This window comes from Thalassospira sp. A3_1 (assembly GCF_017744215.1).
GTDB lineage: Bacteria > Pseudomonadota > Alphaproteobacteria > Rhodospirillales > Thalassospiraceae > Thalassospira > Thalassospira lucentensis_A.
This window is the reverse complement of record NZ_JAGHQQ010000001.1, coordinates 537757-562299: the sequence shown is the minus strand read 5'-3', so window position 1 is coordinate 562299 and position 24543 is coordinate 537757. Positions and strand designations below refer to the sequence as shown.

Genomic DNA, 24543 nt, shown 5'->3' with positions numbered 1-24543 from the left:
CGGCGATGCCGCCGAAGGTCGTCAGTCTGTGTTCTTTGTCATTCCACGGCCTGCCGGATGGCGTGGGCCGTGGCAAACGGGGCAGCAGCCAGTGACAGCAACAGGATCGCCCCCATGATCTGTAACTGTGCCTGGGCGGAAATGCCAAGCAATGCGGCCTCGACCGCGCCAGCACCGAAAATCAGTACCGGTATATATAGTGGCAGGACCAGTAACGACACCAGTACACCGCCGCGCCGTGCCCCCAGTATCAGTGCCGCGCCAATCGCCCCGATCAGACTGAGTGCGGGTGTGCCGATCAGCATGGCGATCATCAGGGTGCCAAAGCCGTCCTGATCCATATTCAGCATCACGGCCATCACCGGTGCGGCAATAATCAGCGGCAGGCCCGTCGTCAGCCAGTGGGCGCAGACCTTGCCCAGCACCAGAAGCTCCAGCGGGGCGGGCGACAGGGTCAGCAGTTCCAGCGTGCCATCCTCGTAATCTGTCTGAAAGACGCGTTCGAGTGACAGCATGGCGGCCAGCAGGGCCGCGACCCAGATCACCCCAGATGCGATACGCGCCAGAATGTTGGCTTCGGGCCCGACACCAAACGGAAACAGGGTGGTGGTTACGATAAAGAAGGCAACCACCATCACGGAATCCGCCCCCTGACGCAGGGCTAGACGCAAATCGCGGCGCAGGATGGCGACAAAGGCATTCATATCGTGGCCTCCGTCGTCTTGCCTTGATTCATGTCGTGCGACAGGTTTTCGTCTGCTTCTTCATCATCCTGTTCGACCAGCCATTCCATCATCGGGATGGCGAACTGATCCAGATCGAGGACGGTCGGGGCCGCGATATCCAGATCGACATGGGTCGAATAAACCACGATGCCGCCTTTGGCGCGGAATTCGGCAATCAGGCGGGCCAGCTCGGCACAGCTTTCGCGATCAAGGCCAACAGTTGGTTCATCAAGCAGCCAAAGGTCGCTTTGACCCAGCAGGATACGGGCAAGGGCGGTGCGGCGTTTCTGGCCGCTTGAAAGATATCGCCCGGCGGTGTTGCCAAGATGATGAATATCAAGGGCGCGAAGGGCCTGATCAATTTCGGCGTCGATATCGGAAATACCGCGCAGTTCAGCCCACAGGCGCAGATTGTCACGAACACTCAGGACCGGTTTGATGGCATCCTGATGACCAAGGTAATGCAGGCGGGCACGATGGGCGATTTTATCATCGGCGATATCATCGCCCTGCCAGCGGATGGTGCCAAGGCGTGGGGGCATAAGGCCCGCCATCAGGCGCAGCAGGCTTGATTTTCCTGCACCATTGCGGCCACGCAGCATCACGGCATCGCCGGTATTGGCGCCAAAGGAAAGATCGCCAAAGACCAGACGTTCGCCACGCAGACAGGTCAGATCAGAACCGGTAAAAACTGTCATCTAACTCGTTTGACTGTCGGAATTCATGCCGGATATGCGTTTTCTATAACGCGTCCGGGGTGATTAATCATGCTTTATCCGACATTGGATGTGATGACATTGTTTCAAATCAATCCAAAGAAACGCCAAACGCCGCAGCGATCAAAAACCGGCTGCGGCGTTTGGCAGAAGGACAGATAATCAGAAGCGGATGACCGAGGCGCTTCGAACCGGGCCGCCGCGGCCTTCCTGAACAAGGACCACGACACCACCGTCACAAGGCTGGCTCAGGGCGAAATCAAGTTCGCGCTGCTGGCCGTCCCACTGACCGAGATCGATCATTTCGCGCACGACATTGGCGTGAACCAGACGCCGACCGGCATTTTCACCAGACCGGACATCGCGTTCATGTTCGCGATCAAAGCCGATTAGCCAAAGCTGATAGGATTGACCGGCGGGCGGGGTATCGACCATGCCGAGTTTCAATTTGCCATTGGCGGGCGTGGCACTTTTATCCGATTGCAGGGCCAGTTCCGCCCATTGCCGAAGCGGGGTTGTTTCATCGCTGGTGGTGACGATTCGGTTTTTGGCGGTGGCCCGCACGACATGATCACCATTGATCACGACCTGCGGGGTATAGACATAACGTTCGCGCATGCGACCGGCATAATCACGTTGGCGTTCCGTATTGGCGGCACTGGAAAACGGGTCTTCCCAACCAAGATAGTTCCAGTAATCGACATGGAAGGACAGTGCGAGAAGGTCGCTACGTTCCTGATTTAATTCGTAAAGGACGCGATCCGCCGGGGGGCAGGAATTGCATCCTTCGGATGTGTAAAGCTCGATCACGGCGCGGGGTGAAGTGGATTCGGCTGCATATGCGGTCGAAAAACCACCGAAAAACGCGGTTGCAAGCATGATGATAAGGGGGCGAAGCTGTTTCATGGCTTGATGATGCCCCAAAATGCGTATCAACCACCAATCACAAGGCGTTGAAAGGCCCGTATGCACCGAAACGACCGATTTTTGCGTGAAATCCGGGAATTTAGACAGGAGATTTCGGAAGATTGGTGTTATTAGCTCCGGTCAATTCCGAAAGGGGGCAACAGGTCTTCACGGAATGCGTGAGGTGAAATCGCCTTTGCGTTTATACAGAAAAATGAGGAACAGGCACTGCGGCGGGAGCGACTTTCCGTGGATGCCGGTCCAAGAAAGGTTTGCAGGCAATGATTAAACGAGAGCATTGGGGTTCACGCCTCGGCTTTATCCTGGCGGCTGCCGGGTCGGCCGTGGGGCTGGGCAACATCTGGAAGTTTCCCTATATGGCGGGCGAGAATGGCGGTGGTGCCTTCCTGCTGATTTATCTGGCGCTGGTCTTTACCATCGGGCTTTCGGTCATGCTGGCCGAGATGGTCATCGGCCGGATGGCGGAAAAGAACGCGATTGGTGCGTTCGCGAAGCTTAAAGGCGGCGTCTGGCCGCTGGTTGGTTTCTGTGGTGTCGCGGCGGCCTTTATCATCCTGTCATTTTACAGTGTCGTTGCCGGCTGGACGATTTCCTACATGGTCAAATCGATCACCGGGGCGCTTGCGATTGAAGACCCGGCCGCATTGGGCAGCATTTTTGGCGGGTTCATTTCCGATCCTGTTTCGCCGCTGATCTATCATGCGCTGTTCATGGCGCTGACGATCTTTGTGGTTCTGGCGGGTGTCGGTTCGGGGATCGAGCGCGCGTCCAAGATTCTGATGCCGGCCCTGTTTGCGCTGTTGCTGATCCTGATCGTGCGTTCGGTAACGCTTCCGGGTGCAGGCGAAGGTATTGCCTTCCTGCTCTCGCCGGACTTTTCGAAAGTCACGTGGACGACGGTATCGGAAGCCCTTTCGCAGGCGTTCTTCTCGCTCTCGCTTGGGATGGGCGCGATGATTACCTATGGCTCGTATCTGAGCAAAAAGGAAAATATCGCAAGTTCGGCCGGTTGGGTGACGCTGCTTGATACCTCGGTTGCGGTGATGGCGGGTCTTCTGATCCTGCCTGCCGTGTTCGCCTTCGGCTTTGATCCCAGTGCAGGTCCGGGCCTGACTTTCATCACGCTGCCGGCGGTGTTTGCGCATATGCCGATGGGATCGGTCTTTGCGTTCATGTTCTTCCTGCTGCTCGGTATTGCGGCATTGACGTCGGCGGTTTCGATCCTTGAGGTGGTTGTCGCCTATTTCGTCGATGACCGTGGCATCAGCCGCAAATCGGCATCAATCGTGGTGGGTGTGATCATCTTCCTGCTGGGGATTCCGTCCTCGCTGTCGCTTGGCATCATGGGCGAGTTCACCATCTTTGGCCTCGGCTTCTTTGATCTGATGGATTACATCAGCTCGAAATTGCTGCTGCCGATTGGTGGTCTGTTCATCTCGCTGTTTGTCGGCTGGGTTGTCTGGGGCAAGGCCAAGGAAGACATCGCCGCCCATAATGGCGTGGTGCCGGGCTGGATCAATGCCTGGGGCATTATCGTCAAGTTCATCGCACCGCTTGCGATTGCCTTCATTCTGCTGAAGGGGCTTGGCGTGCTTTAGGCCAGCTTTTCAAAGCATCCGAAATGCGAAGGGCGGGGAAATTCCCCGCCCTTTTGTCTGTGTCAGGAAGCTTCGGCCGATCTTTGCTGTGACAGGTCGAAAATGTCATCGGCACTCATTGGTTTTCCCATGAGGTAACCTTGAATATAGTCACAGCCGGCATCGCGCAGAAGCGTGAGCTGGGCATTGGTTTCGACACCTTCGGCGACACATTTTTTGCGCAGGTTCTGGGCCATATTGAGGATCGTGATCGCAAGCGTGCTGCCTTCACGCCCCTGATTGATGTCGCTTACAAAGCTGCGATCCATCTTGATCGTGTCGAACGGCAGTTTGCGCAGGTAGCTGAGACTGGAAAAGCCGGTGCCGAAATCATCCAGTGCGATTTTGACACCGAGATCGCGAATGCGCTGCATGTTGGCGCGCATTTCCTCGATATTCTGCATGAACAGGCTTTCGGTGATTTCGATTTCCAGCCGGTCGGCAGCCATGCCCTTTTCGACCAGGATTGTTCTGATCTGGTCGGCGAGATCGACCGTGCCATAGAATTGCTGGACCGAGACATTCACCGCCATGGTGATGTTGTGCAGGCCCTTTTCGCGCCATGAAACGGCCTGTCGGCAGGCATGGCGCAGTACCCAGCGGCCGAGTTCCCCGATGACGCCGATTTCCTCGGCCACGGGAATGAACACGGTTGGCGGGATCGGGCCGCGTTCCGGATGGTTCCAGCGCAACAGGGCTTCGACCCCGTGCAGGTTGCCGGTACGGGCTTCGAATTGCGGTTGATAGACCAGATGAAATTCATCCCGGTCCAGGGCGCGACGCAATGCGGTTTCAAGGGCAAGGTCGGTATCGCTGCGTGAATGGCTGGCGCGGTTATAGCGGCTGAACCGGTTTCGCCCCTGTTCCTTGGACTGCATCATGGCAATTTCGGCATTGCGTAAAAGATTGGCGGTATCGTTGGCATCATGGGGGAATGATGCAATGCCGATGCTGGCCGAAAGATAGATTTCCTGCCCCTTGCTGGTGCGGTGCGGCTGGCTTAAAGCCTTTAGAAGATCATCGGCCAGTGCGGCGTCATCGTCGGCAGATTGGCCGCCTGAGAGCAGGATGGCATATTCATCCGCACCGACACGTGCCAGAACCCCGCCCTGATCCAGACGGCGATGCAGGCGACGCGCAACTTCGACCAGAACATCGTCGCCGTCGCCGTGGCCCAGTGTGTTGTTCACCCGCTGGAAATTATCGATATCAAGCAGCAGGATCGTAAGGCGCGTTCCCTTGCGCCGGGACTCACCGATGCCATGTGCCAGCAGTTCAAGGAAGCGGCGGCGATTGGGATAGCCGGTCAGTTCATCAATATGGGCAAGCCGCAGGATATCCTCGCGGTTTTTCTTGCGTTCGCTGATATCGGTGAAGATCGACGCATACTGGCTGATCTGGCCATCGGCATCGCGGATCGCGATGATCGAAAGCCATTCGGGATAAATTTCTCCGGATTTGCGGCGGTTCCAGATTTCGCCTTCCCATTTGCCCTGTCGCGCAATATCGCGCCACATCGCAGTATAAAATTCGCGGGACTGACGACCGGATTGCAGGATATTCGGGTTCTTGCCGATCACATCGCTGGCGGTGTAGCCAGTTACGCGCGTGAAGGCAGGATTGACCAGTTCGATCGTGCCGTCGGCGGCACAGACCATGATCCCGTCGGGCGAGGTTTCAATGATCTTGTCGGCGAGAAACAGTGACCGGCGCGCCGCACTCAGTTCGATATCGCGGCCTTCCATCACGGACCGGAGATGGGCGAAGTAGTCCTGTTCGATGAATTCCAGCAGATCGGCAAATGACAGAACACCGATCACGTTGCCGGCTTCATCAATGACGGCAAGATGGCGGATATGTTCGGCCAGCATCGTGTCGCGGGCATTGTTCAGGCTGGCCCTGGCGGAAATAACGCGCAATGGACGGCTGGCGACCTTGATGGCGGGGGTTGCGTGATCGCCATTGGCCAGATTGCGCAGGATATCGCGTTCGGTGATGATCCCGGTGTGATCGAGCATCGCGACCGGGTCGGTCGCAACTGACGGATCATAGACAATCGCGCAGTCGCATTTGGCGTCATGCATGCGGGCGCGCAGTTCCGACATCGCAATATCGCCATCGACAAAGATTGTCGTGCGGCGGATGGCGGCACCGACATCACCATCGCCCAGTTTGCGCCAGCTTCCCTGCTGACGGATCAGATCCGACTGGCTGATGATGCCGGCAAGGCGGTTTTCCTCGTCCACGGTGACCAGATGGCGGACATGGCGTTCGCGCATGCGGATGATCGCGGCCTCGGGCGTGGCGTGGACGGAAATGCTGTGAACCGGGGCTGACATCCATTTTGATATCGGCTCGTTCAGGGTGGCTTCGCAGTCGGCCGGCAGGGACAGGCAATCCTTTTCCGTCCAGATTCCGACCGGCAGATGATCCCTGGTGACAATGATGGAGCTGCAATTGGCTTCGCGCATCATGTCGATGGCCTGACCAATGGCGGTTTCCGGCCCGCAGCGCAACACAATGCCGGGGGAAATCGTACCTACGGTCAGGTGGGGAGGCTTGCCATCCGAAAAACTGGGGCGCGTCATAATAACCTGTTGCTGTCCAAATCCTGTCTGGCACCCGGTTTGCGGGCATTTCTGGTCTAGCCTCATCCCTAGCAAATCGTCGGGATGGCTGACTTGTTATAAATCAATGGATAGATGTGGTTTGGATTTGGCGCAATTTAAAGGTGCAGGAACCTGCAAAAAAAACACCCCCGTCCATAAAAGGCGGGGGTGTTTCACATTCAGTCAGCTTCTGATTTCAGGAAAAATCAGGCCGCTTTCATCATGTTACGCAGAACGAACTGCAGAATGCCGCCGTTCTGGTAGTAAAGGACTTCGTTTTCGGTATCGATACGGCAGGTGGCAATGACCTCTTCGGTGGAGCCATCCTTGCGCGTGATACGAACCGTAACGTCCTGCATCGGGTTGATACCGTTGCCGATACCCAGAACGTCGAAGACTTCGGTGCCATCAAGCTTGTAAGTCGCACGACCTTCACCATTCTTGAACTGCAGCGGCAGGACGCCCATGCAGACCAGGTTGGTGCGGTGGATACGTTCGAAGCTTTCGGCCAGAACAGCTTTGACGCCAAGCAGGTTGGTGCCTTTGGCTGCCCAGTCACGGGAAGAACCGGTGCCGTATTCCTTACCAGCGATGACAACCAGCGGGGTGCCTTCGGCCTGATAACGCATGGCAACATCATAGACCCAGCCCTGTTCGCCGGACGGGTAATGAACCGAAACACCACCTTCGGTGCCCGGTGCCATTTCGTTGCGGATACGGATGTTGGCAAAGGTACCGCGCATCATGACTTCGTGGTTCCCGCGGCGTGCGCCGTAGGAGTTGAAATCACGAACTTCGACGCCATGCGCCTTGAGGTATTCACCTGCCGGGCTTTCTGCCTTGATCGAACCGGCCGGAGAAATGTGGTCGGTGGTGACAGAGTCACCCAGGATCAGGAGCGGACGTGCACCATGAACTTCCGAGAACTCACCCGGTTCTTTCGCCATATTGACGAAGTAAGGCGGGTTCTGGACGTAGGTTGATTTGCCATCCCAATCGAAGGTTTCGCCTTCGGTGACTTCGATTTCCTGCCACGGTTTCGGGCCGGCAAAGATGTTGTCGTAACGATCCTTGTACATCGAAGCAGAGATCGAGGACGCGATGGTGTCCGCGATTTCCTTGTTGGTCGGCCAGATGTCTTTCATGAAGACGTCTTTGCCGTTCTTGTCGGTACCGATCGGGTCTTTGTTCAGATCGACCTTCAGGTTACCGGCAATGGCATAGGCAACAACCAGCGGCGGGGAGGCAAGGTAGTTTGCCTTGACCTGCGGGCTGATGCGGCCTTCGAAGTTACGGTTGCCCGAGAGAACGGCGGTAACGAGCATGTCGTTGCCGTCAATTGCCTCGATGATCGGGTCGGCCAGCGGACCGGAGTTACCGATACAGGTGGTGCAACCGAAACCGGCAACGTTAAAGCCAAGCTTGTCGAGATAGGACTGCAGACCGGCTTTTTCGAGATAGTCGGCAACAACCAGCGAGCCCGGTGCGAGCGAGGTTTTCACCCACGGTTTGCGCTGCAGGCCGAGTTCAACCGCTTTTTTCGCCAGCAGGCCGGCTGCGATCAGCACGCTCGGGTTCGAGGTGTTGGTGCAGGACGTGATGGCGGCAATAACGACGTTACCGTCTTTCATTGCGAAGTTTTCGTTCGAAACCGGAACAGAACGATCCGCATCAACACCCGGTGCCATATCGGCAAAGGTCTTGGTGAAGCTTGAAACGGCATCTTTCAGCAGAACGCGGTCCTGCGGACGTTTCGGACCGGACAGGGCCGGTTCGACGGTCGAGATGTCGAGTTCAAGGGTCGAGGTATATTCTGCTTCGAAGCTCGGGTCGCGCCACATGCCCTGTTCTTTGGCATATGCTTCGACCAGTGCGATCTGTTCTTCGGAGCGGCCGGTGTTACGCATGTAGTTCAGCGTTTCATCGTCGATCGGGAAGAAGCCACAGGTCGCACCGTATTCCGGTGCCATGTTACCGATGGTCGCACGATCCGGCAGGCTCATATGGTCAAGCGCGTCGCCATAGAATTCGACGAACTTGCCGACAACGCCTTTTTCGCGGAGCATCTGAACGACGCGCAGCACGAGGTCGGTTGCGGTGATGCCTTCTTTCATCGAGCCGGTCAGTTTGAAACCGACGACTTCGGGGATCAGCATCGAGATCGGCTGACCGAGCATTGCGGCTTCGGCTTCGAGACCACCAACACCCCAACCCAGAACGGCAAGGCCGTTAACCATGGTGGTGTGAGAGTCGGTACCGACCAGCGTATCGGGATAGGCAACGGTTTTGCCGTTGTCATCTTCGCCGGTCCAGACGACCTTGGCGAGATGTTCGACGTTCACCTGGTGGCAGATACCTGCCCCCGGCGGGACGATGCGGAAATTGTTGAACGCATTCTGGCCCCAGCGCAGGAACTCGTAGCGTTCGCCGTTACGTTCGAACTCGACTTCCATGTTTTTGTCGAGTGCGTCGTCGGTGCCGAAGAAGTCGATCATGACCGAGTGGTCAATGACGAGGTCAACCGGTGAAAGCGGGTTCACCTTCTGGGCGTCGCCACCCATTTTGACGACGGCATCGCGCATCGCGGCAAGGTCGACAACGGCGGGAACGCCGGTGAAATCCTGCATCAGGACGCGGGCCGGACGATAGTTGATCTCGTGCGAGCTCGTACGGGATTTGAGCCACTCCACGACAGCTTTGACATCGTCGGTTTTGACAGTGAAATCGTCTTCGTAACGCAGAAGGTTTTCCAGAACGACCTTCAGCGTAAACGGAAGTTTGGAAACGTCGCCGATTTTTTCGGAAGCAACTTTAAGGCTGTAATAGTCGTAGGATTTATCCCCGACTTTCAGCGTGCGGCGCGTTTGCAGGTTGTCTTTGCCACAAATGGACATCAGACCCTCCTCAAGGTGGTTAAAGGGCTTGTCGTGACAAGACACCCCGACCGTCGGAGCGCCGAGCGGTGGGCTATCTGTTTCTCGTGACGCGGGTCACGGCTACATATGTATGTGCCACGGGGTTACACCACAATTCCCCCTGAAAGTCCAGACCCGCAAAAGGGTCATTCTTGAAATCCCTGCGATAACAACGAATTGGTGAATGGCTGGCGTGTAATGGCAATCGCAAGGTATGTGATTCCGGTGAAAAACGCCGCAAATCCGCCCCGACATCGTTTGCGAGTCCACGGGGTCACCGTCCAGTTTGGAAAGACTCGAATGTAGAAGGCGACCTGTACAATAAGGGGAGAAGCCTGTCCAAACGGCAACGAATCGGGTGGCTGCCTGATTGTGCAAGGGGGCAATTTCGGGGTTTGCAGGAATGCACGTGGTGCAGCGCGAACAGGTACCCTAATGGTGCACCGCAATAATTTCAGGGTTTTCGGTTTCCGGGTTGTGCCACGATGACCTTACGGAATTATAGGTGGAAATGCATTCATCAGACCAGAACGCAAAAATTGTGCAGCGCGAATTTGTGAAAAGTCTCAATCCGTTGCTGTGCAACACGTTGACGTGATTTGCTGAAATTGGTACTTAAATACGTATTAAATGTGCCAAGCCCGGTTTCCGTAAGGTCCGGGGCAAATAAAAACCGGCACATCATCAGGGAAACTGAACAAGAGGCACGAGGTATCCACCTTTGATCCGGTCAACCGGACACGAGGATGCCTGCGGCCCAAGTCAGGGAGGATAAGCGACGTTATGACGTCACAGGGTCCCATCTTGCAGATCAGCGACGTGTCGCTTGTGTTTGGCGGCGTGCGCGCGCTGAGCGATGTCAGCTTTTCCGTCCAGCCCGGCGAGCTGTTTTCAATCATTGGTCCGAACGGGGCTGGCAAGACATCGATGCTTAACTGCATTTCGGGTCGCTATCAGCCGACCACCGGGTCCGTTGCCTTCAAGGGGAAGGATGTCACGGGGCTTAAACCCAATGACCGTGCCGAGCTGGGCATTGGCCGTACCTTCCAGAACCTGGCGCTTTTTGGCCATATGAGTGTGCTTGATAACATCATGGTCGGGCGCCACCATCTTCTGAAAAACAATTGCCTGACCGGGCCGCTTTACTGGTTTTCCGGTGCGCAGAAGGAAGAGCTTGAACATCGGCGCTTCTGCGAGGATGTGATCGATTTCCTTGAAATTTCCCATATCCGCAAGGCAACGGCGGGAACGCTGTCCTATGGTCTGCGAAAGCGGGTCGAACTGGCGCGTGCGGTGGCGTTGCGCCCCGATCTGATCCTGCTGGATGAACCGATGGCGGGCATGAACCTCGAGGAAAAAGAGGACATGGCGCGCTTTATCATCGATCTGAACGAAGAATGGGGCATGACGGTTGTCATGATCGAACATGACATGGGGGTGGTGATGGATATCTCCAACCGGGTCATGGTTCTTGATTTCGGGCGCAAGATTGCGGCCGGCCTGCCCGAAGAAGTCATGGCGAATGCCCATGTCAAAAAGGCCTATCTCGGCGAAGATGATGACGCAACCGATGAAGACGAGCAGGTGGCCTGAACATGAGCAGCAATACCCCCGATTATGCCGATGTGCAGGCGCTTGATACCTTTCCGAAGGTGCTGGCTTATAACGCGCGCCACTGGGGCGACGAAATTGCCATGCGCGAAAAGGAATTCGGCATCTGGCAGGAATTCACGTGGAAAGATTATAACGACCGCGTCAAATGGATGGCGCTTGGCCTGCGCGATATGGGCATCAAGCCCGGTGATGTGATCGGCGTTATCGGCGAAAACCGCCCGGAATGGGTCTGGGGCGAAATTGCCGCCCATGCGCTGCGTGCCATGTCGGTCGGCCTGTATCAGGACAGTCTTCATGAAGAAGTCGCTTATCTGATCACCTATTCCGGTGCGCGGGTTCTGATCGCCGAGGACGAGGAACAGTGCGACAAGCTTCTGGAACTGGCCGACCAGATTCCGACGGTTGAACATATCGTCTATTGCGATCCGCGCGGGATGCGGAAATACGAAGACCCGCGCCTGATGGATATCGAAAAGCTTTACGAGCTTGGCCGTGCGGTCGAGGCAAAAGACCCCGGTGCCTATGACGGGATGGTGGCCGATACGCGCGGTGATGAATGCGCGATCCTGTGCACCACGTCAGGCACGACGTCCAAACCGAAAATGGCGATGCTGAATGCCGGTGATTTCCTTGATCACTGTGCGGCCTATTTGCGGGCCGACCCGAAATATCCGGGTGACAACTATGTTTCGGTTCTGCCGCTGCCATGGATCATGGAACAGGTTTATGTCGTCGGTCAGTCGCTGATCAGTCGCCAGATCGTCAATTTCGTCGAAGAACAGGAAACCATGATGGCCGATCTTCGCGAGATCGGCCCGAACTTCGTCCTGCTGGCGCCGCGCGTCTGGGAAGCCATTGCCGCCGATGTGCGGGCACGCATGATGGATGCGACCCTGTTCAAACAGAAAATGTATGATTTCGGCATGGCTCTGGCGCGCACCGCCCTTGATGGTGGCGGTCATTCCAGGGTTGCCGATGTCCTGTTGATGAATGCGTTAAAGGACCGGTTGGGCTTTTCCAATCTGCGGTCGGCGGCGACCGGCGGGGCGGCGATGGGGCCGGAAACCTTCAAGTTCTTTCATGCCATGGGCGTGCCGTTGCGCCAGCTTTATGGCCAGACCGAACTTTGCGGTGCCTATACCATCCATCAGCCCGGCGACATTGATTTCGATACGGTCGGGCGCGCGTTTGATAATTCGGAAATCAAAATCATCAATACCGATGAAAACGGCGTTGGCGAGATTGTTGCGCGCACATCGGGCATGTTTACCAGCTACTATAAAAACCAGGCGGCCTATGACGAGGATGTCCGGGATGGCTGGATGCATACGGGCGATGCCGGTTACTTCAAGGAAGGCAACAAGCATCTTGTGGTGATTGATCGCCTGAAAGATCTGGCGGAAACATCCAAAGGTGTGCGTTTCTCGCCGCAGTTTATTGAAAACAAACTGAAATTCTCGCCCTTCATTGCCGAGGCCGTGATCCTTGGCAAGGGATTGCCGTTCCTGTCGACCATGATCTGCATCCGTTATTCGATCATGGCGAAATGGGCCGAGCAGCGCGGGATTGCCTTTACCAACTATACCAATCTGTCAGCCCAGCCGCAGGTCTATGACATGATCGTTGATGAAATCCGTCAGGTGAATGAAACCCTGCCGGAAGCCCAGCGCATCAAGCGGTTCCTGCTGCTTTACAAGGAACTGGATGCCGATGACGGCGAACTGACGCGTACCCGCAAGGTCCGTCGCAGCGTGGTTGCGGAAAAATACGCCGACATCATCGACGCGGTTTATGCCGGCAATGAAAAGGTTGATATCGACACCATGATCACCTTCCAGGACGGGTCGAAAACCCGCATCCAGACAAGTGTGAAGGTCGTCGATCTGGACGGGGACAAGGCCGCACAGACGGCCCCCAAAGCCGCCGAATAAGGCAGCGATAAAACAGTGCGCCCCAAATGCCATAAAGGTTGCGGGGCCGCCATTACAGGGATGGCAACATGAATTTCGAACTTCTGTTCCAGCTTCTGCTTAACGGGCTGATTGTCGGAACATTGTATGGCGTGGTCGCCATGTGTTTCGTGCTGATTTACAAATCGACCCAGATCGTGAACTTCGCACAGGGCGAGTTTCTTTTGATCGGGGCATGGGTTTGTTATGCGTTTCTGGTGGAAATGCAGATGCCCTTCTGGCTTGGGTTCCTGTTCACATTGCTGTTCATGATGGCGTTTGGCATTGTCCTGCAAATGGTGGTGCTGCGCCCGATGATTGGCGAGCCGATCATTTCGGTGATCATGGTGACGATCGGGCTTTCGATCTTTTTCCAGGCGGCGACGAAATGGATATTCGGTGCGACCACCGCGACCTATCCGCAGGTGTTCAGCGAACGGTCGATCAACCTTTTCGGCATGCAGATCGAAACCGCCTATATCATGAGTTTCGTGATCTCGTTGGTGATCATGGCGGCGTTCTACTGGTTCTTCAAATATTCCAAGCTGGGCCTTGCGATGCGGGCCACCGCCTTTGACCAGCAGGTCGCGCAAAGCCTTGGTATTTCCGTCAAGACCGTGTTTGCCATGTCCTGGGCGATTTCAGCCCTGGTATCGGGTGTTGCCGGTATCGTGATCGGGATGGTCAACGGGGTTTCATCCGCGCTTTCGGTGATCGGGATCAAGGTTTTCCCGGCGGTCATTCTGGGCGGGCTTGATTCAATCATCGGTGCGATTGTCGGCGGTGTGATCATCGGTCTTCTGGAAAACACCGCCGAGTTTGTCGACGGGCAGTATCTGCACTGGGGCAACCTGTTTTCGATCGCACCGTTCTATGTGCTGATCATCATTCTTTGCATCAAGCCATACGGTCTGTTTGGCACCAAAGACATCGAACGCATCTAAGGGGCGGAGTAATACGTTATGGCTGGATTTTCGATGCGTCCCTGCGGTGATTTTCGCACCACCTATCGACAGGATACGCGGATTTTCGACACCACCTTTGTGCGCAATGCCGCGATCCTTGGTGTGATTGCAACCGCCCTGATCCCGTTTGTTCTGGATGGCTATTACGTCAACCTGTTCATCCAGATCTCGTACTTTGCGATTGCCGCCCTTGGTCTGAATATTCTGGTCGGTTTCACCGGGCAGATTTCGCTGGGTCATGCGGCGTTCTTTGGCTTTGGCGCATTCGCATCCGCCTGGATCAACAATACGACCGGCATTCCGGTTTTACTGTCGATCCCGCTGGCGGGTCTTATGACGGCGGCCGTCGGGCTTTTGTTCGGTCTGCCTGCTGCCCGGATCAAGGGGCTTTATCTGGCGATTGCGACATTGGCAGCCCAGTTCATCCTGGAAGATTTCTTTGCCCGGGCCGACTGGTTTACCGGCGGGTCTTATGGGGCGGCGGCGAACCCGGTCAATGTGTTCGGTTATGAAGTGCTGGATGATTTCAGCTTCTTCTATGTCTGCCTGTTCTTCCTTGTGATCATGTATCTGCTGGGCACGAACCTGATGCGGACCCGTGATGGGCGTGCCTTTGTTGCGGTACGTGATCATTATCTTTCAGCGGAAATCATGGGCATCAATCTGACGAAATATCGTCTGATGAGCTTTGCGATTTCATCCTTCTATGCCGGGGTCGGCGGGGCGATGTATGGCCACTATCTTGGCTTTGTCTCGGCCGAGGGCTTTACCATCCTGCTGTCGATCCAGTTTCTGGGCATGATCATCATTGGCGGCCTTGGCTCGGTCAAGGGCACCCTGATGGGGACCGTCTTCATGGTTCTGCTGCCGGAAGTCATGGAAAACGGTGTCGGGCTTTTAAGTGTTTTCGAATGGGCCAATTCGACGGCTGTGACCGACGGACTGGCCTATATCAAGGAGATGGCGATCGGTCTGGCCATCATCCTTTTCCTGATCTTCGAACCGGACGGGCTCGCGCACCGCTGGCAGCAGATCAGGGCGTACTGGAAGCTTTATCCCTTCTCGTACTGATAATTACCGCCGAAACCCGCCCCGCTAAAAAACAAAAAAGGGGCAGGATCAAAATCGGGGGAGACCGGGAGGCTATATCGTTGATGAAAACGTCCAAGGGAGACGTCGTGATGAAAAGACTGATTGCTGCAACCGCGATGGTTGCAACCGGCCTGTCGGTAACGGCAGCCAAGGCAGACGAAGTATTCGTCGGCCATCTGATGGATATCACCGGTGCCACCGGCTTCATCGGCAAGTTTTATGCCGACGGGGTTCGCGATGCACTGTCTTATGTCAACACCCATGGCGGGATTGACGGCACGGTTCTGGATTCTGAGTCGGTCGATTACGCCTACAAGGTGCCGCAGGCCATTGCGAACTATAAAAAATGGCGTTCGCGCAATGAAATGGTCGCCATGCAGGGCTGGGGCACGGGTGATACCGAAGCCCTGATCAGCTTTGTGGCCCAGGACAAGGTGCCGGTCTATTCCGCATCCTATTCCGGCCATCTGACCGATCCGACCGCGAAAAACCCGAAAACCGCAAAACCGGCCCCCTATAACTTCTTCTATGGCGCATCCTATTCCGATGCCTGCCGTGCAATGGTTCAGTGGGCTGCCGAAGACTGGAAAACATCGGGTGGTTCTGGCAAGCCGGTATTCTCGCATATCGGGGATAACCACCCGTATCCGAACGCCCCCAAAGAAGCCTGTGCGGAATACGCGACCGAACTTGGTTTTGAAGTGACCGAGCCGGTTGTTGTTTCGATGAAGCCGGGTGACTTCAAGGCGCAATGCCTGACGATCAAGGAAGCCGGAACCAATTATGGGTATCTTGGCAACCTCGGCCCGTCGGTGGTTTCGCTGGTGAAATCGTGTGACACGGTTGGCGCGTCCCCGAAATGGCTCGCCAATATCTGGGCGGGTGACTTTGAAACGCTGAAAACCATCGGCGATGTTGAAAACTATGTCTTCCCGGCCATGACCAGCTTCTGGACCGACGAGGGCGTACCGGGCATGGAACTGGTGCGTGAAATCTCGAAAATGTCGGACAGCTCGGGCGAACAGTTCCGTACGCACCACTATATCCGCGGCATTTGCTCGGTCTATTACATGAAAGAAGCCATGGAATGGGCCAAGGCCAATGGCGGCATCACCGGCGAAAACATCAAGGCCGGGATGTATGCCCGCACCGACTGGGTGCCGAAAGGTCTTGAAGGTGTCTGCATGCCGGCAACCTGGACGGCCGAAGATCATCGCGGCATCAACACCGTGAATATCTATAACGGCAGTGCCAAGGGCGGTGAGCCGACGGTCGAGAAACTGACCACGGTAACCCTGCCGCGTCGTGACGACTGGCTCGGCTATTAAGTCGTAGTCAGAAGACGGCTGTCTCCCGAGGGTGTTCGGGGCGGGGTGGCGAAAAGCGCGCCCGCCCCGGCGCCGGGAGATGTAATCAGAACGTGATTGAAGGGGACACCATGTCAGAGCCCGCCCGCAAGATCGAAACCGCAGAACCGTTGCTGTCGGTCAACAATATCGAAGTCGTGTATGACGAGGTGATCCTTGTGCTGCGCGGGGTATCGCTTGAAGTTCCGCAGGGCAAGATCGTGACCCTTCTGGGCCCGAACGGGGCCGGGAAATCGACCACGCTTAAGGCCATTTCTGGTTTGCTCAAGACCGAGGATGGCAAGGTTACCCGAGGTGACATCAATTTCATGGGGCAGCAGATCGCCAATGGCAGCCCCGAGGATATCGTGCGTTCCGGCCTGTTTCAGGTCATGGAAGGCCGCCGCATCATCGAAGACATGACCTGTGTCGAAAACCTGCGGCTTGGCGCCTATACCCGCAAGGACAAGGGCGTTAAGGACGATATCGACATGGTGTTTGAATATTTCCCGCGTCTGCGCGAACGCACCGGGCTTGCCGGTTATCTGTCGGGCGGGGAACAGCAGATGCTGGCGATTGGCCGGTCGTTGATGGCGCGCCCGAAAATGATTTTGCTTGATGAACCTTCGATGGGTCTGTCACCCTTGCTGGTGAAGGAAGTGTTCGGGATCATCGAAAAGATCAACCGCGAGCAGGGCATCACCATGCTGATCGTTGAACAGAACGCCAATTTTGCGCTGAAGGTTGCCGATTACGGTTACATCATGGAAAGCGGCAAGGTGGTTCTGGATGGCACCCGTGACGAGCTTCTGAACAACGAAGACGTCAAGGAATTCTATCTTGGCGGCGGTTCGGAAGACCGCAAGAGCTTCAAGAACATCAAATCGTACAAACGTCGCAAGCGTTGGCTTTAACACGCGCCTGTGCCTTGTAACGACCAGAAAACGGACCCGGCCACCATGCTTAATACCTTCTTTGACGCCAGTGAAACCCGCAGCCCCAAAGACCGTGAAACCGGTTTGATGGCGGCATTGCCGCGGGTTATTCATCACGCAAAAAGCAAGGCCGCCGGGTTTGGCCGTATCCTTGAAGGTGTTGATCCGCAGTCGGTGAACAGTCGCGAGGCACTGGCAAAACTGCCGGTGACGCGCAAATCCGACCTGATTGACATGCAGGCGAAAAATCCGCCCTTTGCCGGGTTGAATGCAACACCGGTGCCGGCTCTTGGCCGTATTTTCCAAAGCCCGGGGCCGATTTACGACCCCGAAGGCAAGGGTGATGACTGGTGGCGGATGGGGCGCGCATTTTTTGCTGCCGGGTTCCGACCGGGCGACATTATTCATAACTGCCTGTCCTATCACCTGACACCGGGCGGCTTCATTTTTGACAGCGGCGCGCGTGCGTGTGGCTGCGCCGTCATTCCGGCCGGTGTTGGCCAGACCGAGGCCCAGATCAAGGCGATTACCGACCTGAAACCGAACGGCTATTCCGGAACACCGTCGTTTTTGAAAATCCTGATGGAAAAGGCCGACGAACTGGGCGGGGATGTTTCATCCATCACCCGTGCGCTTGTGTCGGGCGAGGCATTGCCGCCGTCATTGCGCGACTGGTTTGCCGAACGCGGTGTTGCCATGCTGCAATGTTATGCCAGTGCCGATCTTGGCCTGATTGCCTATGAAAGCGATGCCAAAAGCGGCATGATCGTTGCCGAGGACATCATCCTTGAAATCGTGCGTCCCGGTACCGGTGATCCTGTGGCCGAGGGCGAGGTGGGCGAGGTCGTTGTTACCAGCCTTAATATGGATTATCCGCTGATCCGGTTTGCCACCGGTGATCTTTCGGCGATTGCATCAGGGCCAAGCCCGTGCGGGCGGACCAATATGCGCATCAAGGGCTGGATGGGCCGTGCGGATCAGACGACCAAGGTCAAAGGCATGTTTGTCCATCCCCACCAGATTGCAGAGGTCGTCAAACGCCATGCGGATATCGGCAAGGCCCGTCTGGTCGTCACCCGTGAAAACGATGTCGATGTCATGACGCTTGCCTGTGAAACCGATGCCGCCGGGTTCAGTGCCGATGCGGTGATGGATAGCCTGCATTCGATCTGCAAGCTGCGCGGCAGGGTCGAAATCGCAACACCGGGCAGCCTGCCCAATGATGGCAAGGTGATCGACGACCAGCGCGATTATTCCTGAGCAACCGCCAGAGCCCCTTTTGCTGCGGTGCCGTTACTGGCCGACACTGCGAAAAGGTATCTACCCGTTTTCATTCCCGCTCGGGAAACTTGGTGCCGTCCGGCTTTGTTCGGGCGGCATTTTTTTGTCTGACATCAGAGGACTGTCTCGGTCCTTCAGAAAGTGTCAGGTCAACTGCTTACCGTTTGCCACCCTTGAAGGGCCAGACCCGTGGCCAGTGCGACCACGATACCCGTGACGAGCAGGTTTTTGGGCGCGAAGAACGAGGCAGATCCGTCACCATGATCGTGATTGTGATGATCGTGAGAACCGTGGTCATGGCCGTCCTTGCCGGATTTTTGGCCGAGACGGTGCAGCCAAAACAACCCGGCTGTCAGGGCAAATGCCGTGAGATTAAGGAAGAAGGTATAGTTGATCTTAAAGCCGCTGACCTCGGCAATATCGCGGCTGCCTTCAGGCAGGATACCGATAAGGGCATAAGCGTAATGCAGGCCCAGTGCGGTTATCACGATGCTGACATACATGACCGCAGCAATATAAAGGGCGGTTTTCCAACCGTAATAGCGGGCATTGACCTTGACCAGTGGCGGGACCATCAGATCGGAATAGATGAAGCCCATGATCCCGGCAAAGCTGACCCCGCCGGCAGTTAACACGGTGGCAAGCGGGATATTGCCCATCGAGCCGATAAAGGTTGCCGCCGCCACAAACGGCGCGATTGCCGCGTTTTCAAGCACGGTTAGAAACGGCATGTTGCCACTGTTTCCCGAACCGCTATTGGCCATGAAAAGAGTTTGCCAGACCTGATCGGGGACAAAAACGGCAATGAAACCGGCGACGGTGAAACCAAACAGAATTTCCCGCCAAACCATCTGCCATTCCATGACAAAACGTGTTCCGACCTGTTGCCAGCCCGCTGAACTTTTGATGCGCTTTTTCCAGTCGAAATCGTTCTCTTCCTGCCCTGTGGCTTCATCTGCGTGCTGTTTGGCCCTTTCGATCAGGGACTTGGGATAGGTCAACCGGATCAGGATTGCCGAAATGGCGATCATCACGATGCCACCGGCAATTTCGGCAATAAGGTACTGCCAGCCAAGAAACAGGAAAATAAGCACACCCAGTTCGATTACCAGATTGGTTGATGCGAACATGAAGGCGACCGTGGCGACGAAATGTGCGCCTTTCTGAAACAATGCGCGGGCTGCTGACAGGGCAGCAAAAGAGCATGAACTTGAAATGGCGCCAAACACACCGGCAAGCGAGATACTTTTTATATCGCAGTCGCCCATATGCCGGGTCAGTCGGCTTTTGGGCACGAAAACCTGAATGGCGGCACTGATGGCGTAACCCATGACGAATGCCCAAAGTGCGTTCCAGAAAAAGCCAAGGGCGGTCATGACGCCATTTGCATACTGATTGAAAAAAGACATGGTGCAGGCTTTGGTTTGCGAATGAAGTTTGTCGATATCATCAAGGCATCGGCAATCGGTTTGTCAGTCAAACGCAGGTTGGGGCATTCTGTTCCATCATGTCCTTTTGGCTTTTGATGTGTATGATGACCTGCAAATTTGAATGATTACAGGGGAAGGCATGGCGCAGGCAGGCAAACCATTTGCCGTTGGCATGATCACGATTTGCCAGTTGATGGCACTTGCGCTGTGGTTTTCGGCAACGGCGGTATTGCCGCAATTGCGTGCCGAGTTTGATCTGGGGGCAGTGCAATCATCCCTGTTTACCAGTTCAGTATTGCTGGGGTTTGTACTGGGCACTTTGATCAGCGCGTTTTTCGGTCTGGCCGACCGGGTTGAACCAAGGCGTTTCTGGGCGGCATCCGCATTGATTGCCGCGACCGCCAATCTTCTGATCCTGACCGTGCCGGTCGACGGGGTGGTTGTGATCGGGCTTCGCCTGATTACCGGGATCTGCATGGCAGGAATTTATCCCATCGGCATGAAAATGGTCGCGACCTGGTCGCGCGGCGATACGGGATTTCTGGTCGGGTTGCTGGTCGGTGCATTGACCATGGGATCGGCCCTGCCGCATCTGTTTGCCGTGGCAGTACCGCTTGACTGGCGGATGGTGATCGTGATCGCCAGTATTTCCGCTTATATCGCCGGTGTGGCGATCCTGTTTGTCAAACTGGGTGGGACGCCGGGAAAATCCCCGCGATTTGATCCGCGTATGGTCGGGCAGATATGGTCGAACAAACCCCTGCGCCATGCCTGTTACGGGTATTTCGGGCATATGTGGGAACTGTATGCCATGTGGGGCTGGATCGGGTTGTTCCTGTATGGGGCGCTTTCCGGGCGGGAATTTGATAATCCCGGTATCTGGGCGGCCCTTCTGACATTTGCGATTGTCGGTATCGGCGCGTTCGGAAGTCTTGCGGGCGGTTTGCTGGCGGACCGGATCGGGCGGACGACGGTGACCATGGCCGCGATGGCGGTCAGTGGCATCTGCGCCCTTGTTGCCGGGGCGCTTGGCGATGCGTCGGTCCCGATCCTGATTGTCGTCTGCATTGTCTGGGGCATTTCGGTGATTGCCGATTCTGCGCAATTTTCATCCTGCGTGATCGAACTGGCCGATCCCCATCAGGTGGGAACGGCGCTGACCATGCAAAATGCCATTGGTTTTCTTATTGCCCTTGGATCGATCCATCTGGTGCCGGTGATTGCCGACGGTTTTGGCTGGTGGGGGGCGTTTGCCATGCTGGCGGTGGGGCCATTACTGGGCTTTATCGCCATGGGACGATTGCGCAACATGCCCGAAGCCATCCGACTGGCGGGAGGACGGCGATAGTTTTGAGCCGGAATAGTGAAAAGAGTCGGTGATCCGCATCACTTGACAACCTGAAGGCAAAAAACTGCGCCGTTTGGGTTTTCTTGACCATTTTCAGCACAAATATTACTTTCTGCCAGAATTTTCTTGCTGTTGCGCGTTGGGGGCGTTGCGGCGTTTTCCAAATATAAGGGTCTTTCATGAGTCTCACCCTCATTGTTTTGCTTCCCTTCCTTGGGGCGGTGTTACCCGCCGTCATGATCAGGGCCGGGCGCAATGCGTGCGCCACAGCAACCGGCTCGGTCACGCTGCTTGCCCTGATCCTGCTTATCGCCAAGGCGCCGGCCGTCATTGGCGGCGAAGTGTTTCAGGTCCGCTATGAATGGCTGACCGAGCTGGGATTGAACGTGACCTTCTTCCTTGATGGTCTGGGATTGCTGTTTGCGACCCTGATCCTCGGGATTGGTCTGCTGATCATCATTTATGCCCGTTTCTATCTGTCGAAAGACGATCCGATGGGGCGGTTCTATGTGTTCCTGCTTTTGTTTCAGGGCGCAATGGTCGGCATTGTTCTGTCGGACAACATTCTGCTTCTGCTGATTTTCTGGGAACTGACGTCGCTGTCATCCTTCCTTCTGATCGGTTACTGGAAACATCTGCCCGAAGGTCGACAGGGCGCGCGTATGGCGCTGACCGTCACCGGGGCAGGCGGGCTTGCGATGATTGCCGGGATGCTGATCCTTGGAAATATCGTCGGATCCTATGATCTGACGGTGATCCTGCAAAATGCCGATCTGATCCAGGCGTCGCCGCTTTATATGCCAGCCCTTGTTCTGATCCTTTTGGGCTGCTTTACCAAATCCGCACAGTTCCCGTTCCATTTCTGGCTGCCGCATGCCATGGCCGCACCGACACCGGTTTCGGCCTATCTGCATTCGGCAACCATGGTCAAGGCGGGCATCTTTTTGATGGCGCGCATGTGGCCGGTTCTGTCGGGAACGCCGGAATGGTTCTATATCGTTGCGACCGCCGGTCTTGTGACCATGGTGCTGGGCGCATGGATTGCGATCTTCAAACATGATCTTAAGGGGCTTCTGGCCTATTCCACGGTCAGCCACCTTGGTCTTGTGACCATGCTGTTTGGTTTTGGAACGCCGATGGCCGCGGTTGCGGGCGTGTTTCATATCATCAACCATGCGACCTTCAAGGCGGCCCTGTTCATGACCGCCGGGATCATCGACCATGAAACCGGGACGCGCGATATCCGCCGTCTGGGCGGGTTGCTGAACCTGATGCCGATTGCCGGGACCATCGGGATCATTTCGGCCGCATCGATGGCCGGGATCATTCCGTTAAACGGGTTCCTGTCCAAGGAAATGATGCTGGAAGAAGCATGGCATACCGTCTGGCTTGATCAGAACTGGATCGTGCCGTTGCTGGCGACGGTTGGCGCGCTGTTCTCGGTTGCTTATTCGCTGCGCTTTATCTTCCATGTCTGGTTTGGCAAAACCCGTGATGAACTGCCCCATCATCCCCATGATCCGCCCTTTGGCATGTGGGCACCGCCCGCATTCCTGACGGTTCTTGTGGTTCTGATCGGCCTGTTCCCGGCGGCAATTGCCGGGCCGCTGGTGGCGGCCACGTCCAATGCGGTCACGGGCGGGAACCTTCCGGACTATTATCTGGCACTTTGGCACGGTCTGACCCCGGCACTTGCCATGAGCACGATTGCCCTTATCGGCGGTGCGTTGCTTTTGCTGCGCCATGGCGGTTTGATGTCGGTAACCGCCAACCTGTCGCGGCCCGATGCCAAGGCCATGTTTGACTGCCTGATCGTCAAGGTCGTCGCGCTTTGCCGTGTGATATCGGACAATCTGCACAACGGTTCGCTGCAACGCTATCTGGCGGTTATGGTCTTTGCCGCAATTGCCATCGGTCTTTCGGGGTTCTATGCCGAACCCGATCATACGGCAGGCACACGTGAACTTCTGGCCGTTTCACCGCCCGCTGCCATTGGCTGGGTGCTTCTGGTCGGGACCTGTATCGCGGCGGTCGCGATGCATCACAACCGGCTTCTGACCCTGCTTCTGGTGGGGGTCATCGGTTTGATCGTCTCGCTTGGCTTTATCTATCTGTCGGCACCTGATCTTGCCCTGACGCAGATCTCGGTCGAGGTGGTGACGGTGATCCTGATGTTGCTGGCGCTGAACATCCTGCCAAAGGAAACCCCGAAAGAAAGCCAGCCTGGACGCAAGTTCCGCGACTGGGTAATTGCAATTGCGGCCGGTCTTGGCATGGGCGGGGCTGTCTGGGCGATCATGACGCGTGAATTGCCTAATTCGATTTCAGCCTATCATCTGGCCAATTCGAAAATCGAAGGCGGGGGGACCAACGTGGTCAACGTGATCCTCGTTGATTTCCGCGGTTTTGATACCTTTGGCGAGATCATCGTTCTTGGCATTGCCGCCCTTTCGATCTTTGCCCTGATTGAAACCGTTACCCAGGGTGAGGCGGCGAAACGTCTTGCAAGCTGGGTGGTCGATAATCGCCGGTCGGCTGATCGCCATCCGATGATGATGGTCATTGCAACGCGGGTGATGTTGCCGCTGGCGCTGCTGGTGGGGGTTTACATCTTCCTGCGCGGCCATAACGAACCGGGCGGTGGCTTTATCGCCGGTCTGGTCGTTTCGGTCGCACTGGTCATGCAATATATGGCGTCGGGCTTTGGCTGGACCCAGAACCGCATGAAAGCCAATTATCACGGGATGATCGGGTTGGGTGTGATTGCCGCGGCCATTACGGGTCTTTCGGCCTGGGTGGCGGGGCTGCCGTTCCTGACCAGTGGCTTTGTCCATGTTCATCTGCCGATTGTCGGCGAATTTGAACTGGCATCTGCCATGGGCTTTGACCTTGGCGTGTTCCTGACGGTTGTCGGGGCGGTTACCCTTGCCCTTGCCAAACTGTCGCAGGTGGAACGCATGGCCGAGCATGTCGACATCAATCCCGAGCCGATGGACCATGATCCGTCCGCCGCGGCCCAGCAGGTCGCGACAGCTGAGAAAGAGGCCTGATATC

16 protein-coding genes are annotated in these 24543 nt (G+C 56.2%); 10 read left to right on the top strand and 6 right to left on the bottom strand.

Annotation, left to right across the window (positions count from 1 at the left end):
• Positions 1-38 precede the first annotated feature (38 nt).
• The 3 genes from ccmB to J7395_RS02555 all read right to left on the bottom strand — a co-directional run bounded on the left by ccmB (position 39) and on the right by J7395_RS02555 (position 2347).
• Positions 39-704: a heme exporter protein CcmB gene (ccmB, locus tag J7395_RS02565; RefSeq protein ID WP_062948282.1), complete on the bottom strand. Its 666-nt coding sequence runs from the start codon at positions 702-704 to the stop codon at positions 39-41.
• The gene (gene ccmA / locus J7395_RS02560) at positions 701-1423 is read right to left on the bottom strand and encodes a heme ABC exporter ATP-binding protein CcmA (protein WP_209220432.1); all 723 of its coding nucleotides are present in this window, start codon (positions 1421-1423) and stop codon (positions 701-703) included. Before ccmA ends, ccmB begins: the two co-directional genes overlap by 4 nt.
• 180 nt (positions 1424-1603) lie before the next feature.
• Complete coding sequence (locus J7395_RS02555; RefSeq protein ID WP_209220431.1) at positions 1604-2347, bottom strand: DUF1223 domain-containing protein; 744 nt, start codon at positions 2345-2347, stop codon at positions 1604-1606.
• Positions 2348-2628: 281 nt separating this feature from the next.
• Here J7395_RS02555 and J7395_RS02550 point away from each other — a divergent pair, with 281 nt between their 5' ends.
• Positions 2629-3966, top strand: a complete 1338-nt coding sequence (locus J7395_RS02550; protein ID WP_062948276.1) for a sodium-dependent transporter — start codon at positions 2629-2631, stop codon at positions 3964-3966.
• 62 nt (positions 3967-4028) lie between these two features.
• Here J7395_RS02550 and J7395_RS02545 read toward each other — a convergent pair whose 3' ends face one another.
• Positions 4029-6593, bottom strand: a complete 2565-nt coding sequence (locus J7395_RS02545) for an EAL domain-containing protein (protein ID WP_209220430.1) — start codon at positions 6591-6593, stop codon at positions 4029-4031.
• A 227-nt stretch (positions 6594-6820) separates the two neighbouring features.
• Positions 6821-9508, bottom strand: a complete 2688-nt coding sequence (acnA, locus tag J7395_RS02540; protein ID WP_062948272.1) for an aconitate hydratase AcnA — start codon at positions 9506-9508, stop codon at positions 6821-6823.
• Between the two features lie 804 nt (positions 9509-10312).
• Between acnA and J7395_RS02535 the strand changes: the two genes are divergently transcribed.
• The 7 genes from J7395_RS02535 (at position 10313) to J7395_RS02505 (ending at position 18690) form a co-directional block, all read left to right on the top strand.
• A complete protein-coding gene (locus J7395_RS02535; RefSeq protein ID WP_062948270.1) occupies positions 10313-11122 on the top strand; it encodes an ABC transporter ATP-binding protein in 810 nt (269 codons plus the stop codon).
• 2 nt (positions 11123-11124) lie between these two features.
• Positions 11125-13074, top strand: coding sequence for a long-chain fatty acid--CoA ligase (locus tag J7395_RS02530; RefSeq protein WP_209220429.1), 1950 nt, complete (start codon positions 11125-11127; stop codon positions 13072-13074).
• Between the two features lie 68 nt (positions 13075-13142).
• Positions 13143-14036 (top strand): branched-chain amino acid ABC transporter permease, encoded by an 894-nt coding sequence (locus J7395_RS02525; RefSeq protein WP_062948266.1) that lies wholly within the window; start codon positions 13143-13145, stop codon positions 14034-14036.
• 18 nt (positions 14037-14054) lie between these two features.
• Positions 14055-15128 (top strand): branched-chain amino acid ABC transporter permease, encoded by a 1074-nt coding sequence (locus J7395_RS02520; protein WP_062948264.1) that lies wholly within the window; start codon positions 14055-14057, stop codon positions 15126-15128.
• Between the two features lie 110 nt (positions 15129-15238).
• Positions 15239-16477: an ABC transporter substrate-binding protein gene (locus J7395_RS02515; RefSeq protein ID WP_062948262.1), complete on the top strand. Its 1239-nt coding sequence runs from the start codon at positions 15239-15241 to the stop codon at positions 16475-16477.
• Positions 16478-16587: 110 nt separating this feature from the next.
• On the top strand, positions 16588-17409 hold the full coding sequence (locus J7395_RS02510) for an ABC transporter ATP-binding protein (RefSeq protein ID WP_097052096.1): 822 nt from the start codon (positions 16588-16590) through the stop codon (positions 17407-17409).
• Positions 17410-17454: 45 nt separating this feature from the next.
• On the top strand, positions 17455-18690 hold the full coding sequence (locus J7395_RS02505; RefSeq protein ID WP_209220428.1) for an AMP-binding protein: 1236 nt from the start codon (positions 17455-17457) through the stop codon (positions 18688-18690).
• A gap of 170 nt (positions 18691-18860) precedes the next feature.
• On the opposite strand, the gene J7395_RS02500 is transcribed toward J7395_RS02505, so the two are convergent.
• Positions 18861-20120 carry a permease gene (locus J7395_RS02500; protein WP_209220427.1) on the bottom strand — a complete coding sequence of 420 codons (1260 nt, stop codon included), beginning with the start codon at positions 20118-20120 and terminating at the stop codon, positions 18861-18863.
• 142 nt (positions 20121-20262) lie between these two features.
• Between J7395_RS02500 and J7395_RS02495 the strand changes: the two genes are divergently transcribed.
• Positions 20263-21489, top strand: a complete 1227-nt coding sequence (locus J7395_RS02495; RefSeq protein ID WP_247741927.1) for an MFS transporter — start codon at positions 20263-20265, stop codon at positions 21487-21489.
• Positions 21490-21668: 179 nt separating this feature from the next.
• Entirely contained in the window at positions 21669-24539 is a 2871-nt protein-coding gene (locus tag J7395_RS02490; RefSeq protein ID WP_209220426.1) for a monovalent cation/H+ antiporter subunit A, read from the top strand.
• Positions 24540-24543 lie beyond the last annotated feature (4 nt).

Coding starts and splice junctions, on each gene's coding strand:
- J7395_RS02495 (WP_247741927.1), top strand. CDS start 20,263: ATGATTACAGGGGAAGGCATGGCGCAGGCAGGCAAACCATTTGCCGTT.
- J7395_RS02530 (WP_209220429.1), top strand. CDS start 11,125: ATGAGCAGCAATACCCCCGATTATGCCGATGTGCAGGCGCTTGATACC.
- J7395_RS02520 (WP_062948264.1), top strand. CDS start 14,055: ATGGCTGGATTTTCGATGCGTCCCTGCGGTGATTTTCGCACCACCTAT.
- J7395_RS02555 (WP_209220431.1), bottom strand. CDS start 2,347: ATGAAACAGCTTCGCCCCCTTATCATCATGCTTGCAACCGCGTTTTTC.
- J7395_RS02510 (WP_097052096.1), top strand. CDS start 16,588: ATGTCAGAGCCCGCCCGCAAGATCGAAACCGCAGAACCGTTGCTGTCG.
- J7395_RS02490 (WP_209220426.1), top strand. CDS start 21,669: ATGAGTCTCACCCTCATTGTTTTGCTTCCCTTCCTTGGGGCGGTGTTA.
- ccmB (WP_062948282.1), bottom strand. CDS start 704: ATGAATGCCTTTGTCGCCATCCTGCGCCGCGATTTGCGTCTAGCCCTG.
- J7395_RS02515 (WP_062948262.1), top strand. CDS start 15,239: ATGAAAAGACTGATTGCTGCAACCGCGATGGTTGCAACCGGCCTGTCG.
- J7395_RS02535 (WP_062948270.1), top strand. CDS start 10,313: ATGACGTCACAGGGTCCCATCTTGCAGATCAGCGACGTGTCGCTTGTG.
- J7395_RS02505 (WP_209220428.1), top strand. CDS start 17,455: ATGCTTAATACCTTCTTTGACGCCAGTGAAACCCGCAGCCCCAAAGAC.
- J7395_RS02500 (WP_209220427.1), bottom strand. CDS start 20,120: ATGTCTTTTTTCAATCAGTATGCAAATGGCGTCATGACCGCCCTTGGC.
- acnA (WP_062948272.1), bottom strand. CDS start 9,508: ATGTCCATTTGTGGCAAAGACAACCTGCAAACGCGCCGCACGCTGAAA.
- J7395_RS02550 (WP_062948276.1), top strand. CDS start 2,629: ATGATTAAACGAGAGCATTGGGGTTCACGCCTCGGCTTTATCCTGGCG.
- J7395_RS02545 (WP_209220430.1), bottom strand. CDS start 6,593: ATGACGCGCCCCAGTTTTTCGGATGGCAAGCCTCCCCACCTGACCGTA.
- J7395_RS02525 (WP_062948266.1), top strand. CDS start 13,143: ATGAATTTCGAACTTCTGTTCCAGCTTCTGCTTAACGGGCTGATTGTC.
- ccmA (WP_209220432.1), bottom strand. CDS start 1,423: ATGACAGTTTTTACCGGTTCTGATCTGACCTGTCTGCGTGGCGAACGT.